Below are 3535 nucleotides of genomic sequence, written 5' to 3'. Positions count from 1 at the left end.
CCGAGGCCGAACTCGGTGTCGTTGGCGATCGCCAGGGCTTCGGCTTCGTCCTTGAAGGTGGTCACGCCCACCACCGGTCCGAAGATTTCTTCCTGGAACACGCGCATCTTGTTATGGCCCTTGAGCAGGGTCGGCTGGATGTAATAGCCGCTCGACAGATCGCCCTCAAGACGTTCGGCCGCGCCACCGGTCAGCAGCTCGGCGCCCTCTTCCCGGGCAATGTCCAGGTACGAAAGGATTTTGTCGTATTGCTGCTGGGACGCCTGGGCGCCGACCATGGTCTCGGTGTCCAGCGGGTTGCCGCGTTTGATCTTGGCGATCTTCTTCATGACCTCGGCCATGAACGGTGCGTAGATCGATTCCTGCACCAAGGCGCGAGATGGGCAGGTGCACACTTCGCCCTGGTTGAAGAACGCCAGCACCAAGCCTTCGGCAGCCTTCTCGATGAACGCCGGCTCGGCTTGCATGATGTCTTCGAAGAAGATGTTCGGCGACTTGCCGCCCAGCTCCACGGTGGACGGGATGATGTTCTCGGCCGCGCACTTCATGATGTGCGAACCGACCGGGGTCGAACCGGTGAAGGCGATCTTGGCGATGCGTTTGCTGGTGGCCAGGGCTTCGCCGGCTTCGCGGCCAAAGCCGTGGACAATGTTCAACACGCCGGCTGGCAGCAGGTCGGCGATCAGCTCGATGAATACGGTAATCGACAGCGGCGTCTGCTCCGCCGGCTTCAGCACGATGCAGTTGCCGGCGGCGAGGGCCGGGGCGAGTTTCCAGGCAGCCATCAGCAGCGGGAAGTTCCACGGGATGATCTGCCCGACCACGCCCAGCGGCTCGTGGAAATGATAGGCGGTGGTCAACTCGTTGATTTCGGCAGCGCCGCCCTCTTGGGCGCGGATGCAACCGGCGAAGTAGCGGAAATGGTCAGCCGACAGCGGCACGTCGGCGTTCAGGGTTTCACGCACGGCCTTGCCGTTGTCCCAGGTCTCGCTGACCGCGAGGATTTCCAGGTTCTGCTCGATGCGGTCGGCGATTTTCAGCAGCACCAGGGAACGATCCTGGACCGAGGTCTTGCCCCATGCATCAGCAGCAGCGTGGGCCGCGTCCAGGGCTTTGTCGATGTCGGCGGCGCTGGAGCGTGGAAACTCGCCGATGATTTCGCCATTGACCGGCGAGGTGTTGGTGAAGTACTCGCCGTTGACGGGCGCGACGAACTCGCCGCCGATGAAGTTGCCATAGCGCGGCTTGAAGGAAACGACGGCGCCTGGGGTTCCGGGTTGTGCGTAGATCATGATGGGCCTCTGCCTGGTCGATGCCTGTCGCGGGACAGGCGATAGGCCGATGGTAGAGAGCCCCGCTGGCCGGACGAATGCGTCATTGGCAGGGGGCTCTCTCGTTATTTGGTCGTAGGTTTCAAGCGATAGGCGCAATTTCAAGGCCGGCGCAGGCCCTTGTGGCGAGGGAGCTTGCTCCCGCTGGAGTGCGCAGCACTCCCCGCTTTTGGCGGCTGCTGCGCAGCCGAGCGGGAGCAAGCTCCCTCGCCACGGTTCTCGGCAAGGTTTTAGCGTTTTGCGACAAGCTCCTTCGGCAACTTGAAGGTCCAGAGCATGCCGCCCTGGTTGAAGTCCTTCACGCGCTTGGCCACCTCGCCGCCCCACAGCGGCACCGCGCCGCCCCAGCCGGAAACCACCGAGACGTACTGCTCGCCGTCCATTTCCCAGGTGATCGGTGAACCGAGCACACCGGAGCCGGTCTGGAATTCCCAGACTTTTTCCCCGGTCTTGGCGTTGAACGCCTGGAGGAACCCTTCAGGCGTACCGGTGAACACCAAGTTGCCCTTGGTGGTCAGGACCCCGCCCCACAGCGGCGCGAAGTTCTTGTGGCGCCAGACTTCCTTGCCGGTCTTGGGGTCGATGGCCCGCAGCACGCCGATGTAATCCTCGTTCAGTGGCTTGATGGTGAAACCAGCGCCGAGGAACGCCGCGCCTTTCTTGTAGGCGATGCCTTCGTTCCAGATGTCCATGCCCCATTCGTTGGACGGCACGTAGAACAGGCCGGTGTCCTGGTTGTAGGCCATTGGCATCCAGTTTTTCGCACCGAGGAACGCCGGCGCGACGAACACCGAACTGCCCTTGGCTTCGCTGCCCGGCGCGCCCGGACGGCTGGCCTCGTTGTAGATCGGCCGGCCATCCTTGTCCAGGCCCGTGGCCCAGGTGATTTTGTCGACGAACGGGAAGCCGCGGATGAACTTGCCGTTGGTGCGGTCGAGCACGTAGAAGAAGCCGTTACGGTCGGCGGTCGCCGCGGCCTTGATGTCCTTGCCGCCTTCCTTGTAGTTGAACGAGATCAGCTCGTTGACGCCGTCATAGTCCCAGCCGTCGTGGGGCGTGCTCTGGAAGTGCCACTTGATGCTGCCGTCGTCCGGGTTCAGGGCCAGGCGCGACGAGGAGTAAAGGTTGTCGCCAGGGCGCAGGTGCGAGTTCCATGGCGCCGGGTTGCCGGTGCCGAACAGCAGCAGGTTGGTTTCCGGGTCGTAATAGCCGCCCAGCCAAGGCGCGGCGCCGCCGGTTTTCCAGAGATCGCCCGGCCAGGTCTTGCCCGCCTCGCCGCCGGAAATACCGTTCTCCACGGCCTTGCCGTCCTTGTAGACGTAGCCCATGTGGCCTTCTACGGTCGGCCGGGTCCACAGCAGTTCACCGTTTTTCGGGTCGAACGCGCTGATCTGGCCGACCACACCGAACTCGCCGCCCGCCACGCCTGTGATGAGCTTGCCGTTTACCACGATCGGCGCGGCGCTGATGGAATAACCTTCCTTGTGGTCCGCGACTTTCTTGCTCCACACCACTTTGCCGGTGTCCTTGTTCAAGGCCACCAATTTGGCATCGAGGGTGCCGAAGAACACCAGGTCGCCATACAGCGCCACGCCCCGGTTGATCACGTCGCAGCAAGGACGGATGTCATCGGGCAGGCGCGCGTCGTATTGCCAGAGTTTCTTGCCGGTGCGCGCATCCACCGCGAACACCCGCGAGTAGGACCCGGTGAGGTACATCACCCCGTCCTTGATCATCGGCTGGGCCTGCTGGCCGCGCTGCTTTTCGCCGCCGAAGGAAAACGCCCAGACCGGACGCAGGTCCTTGACGTTATTCACGTTGAGGGTGTCGAGCGGGCTGTAGCGTTGGCCTTGGACACCCAGGCCGTTGGTGACGATCTGTTGCGGGTTCTTCGGGTCCTGGAGAATTTCCTGATCGGTCACGGCGGCCAACGCCGAACCGGACAGCAGCATGGCACTGAGCAGCAGGTTCACGGCGAAGGGCTGGCGACGTGCGGGATGAATCATGGCGGCTACCTCTGCGGTTATTGTTATACCCGGGAAATTTTCCCGGTCTGCCACAGATTCTTGGTCTCGGGGCCGCCGCCAACAATTGCCCGCTGTGTTGAGTTTTCTAGTTCCTTGGTACATGTGGAGGTAAGCGAATATCCCGTGGCGAGGGAGCTTGCTCCCGCTGGGGCGCGCAGCGGCCCTAAAGATAGCCAG

At 62.9% G+C, this 3535-nt stretch carries 2 protein-coding genes; both read right to left on the bottom strand.

The features are described 5' to 3' along the window. A partial coding sequence (locus FHK92_RS19485) for an aldehyde dehydrogenase family protein (protein WP_258232699.1) occupies positions 1–1292 on the bottom strand: 1292 nt, incomplete at its 3' end. Between the two features lie 269 nt (positions 1293–1561). Continuing rightward, positions 1562–3337, bottom strand: a complete 1776-nt coding sequence (locus FHK92_RS19480; protein WP_181289482.1) for a PQQ-dependent methanol/ethanol family dehydrogenase — start codon at positions 3335–3337, stop codon at positions 1562–1564. Between the last annotated feature and the right edge of the window lie 198 nt (positions 3338–3535).

This window comes from Pseudomonas brassicacearum subsp. neoaurantiaca, assembly GCF_013608025.1.
Taxonomy (GTDB): domain Bacteria; phylum Pseudomonadota; class Gammaproteobacteria; order Pseudomonadales; family Pseudomonadaceae; genus Aquipseudomonas.
This window is presented reverse-complemented; position numbering and strand designations above follow the sequence as displayed.

Coding starts and splice junctions, on each gene's coding strand:
- FHK92_RS19480 (WP_181289482.1), bottom strand. CDS start 3,337: ATGATTCATCCCGCACGTCGCCAGCCCTTCGCCGTGAACCTGCTGCTC.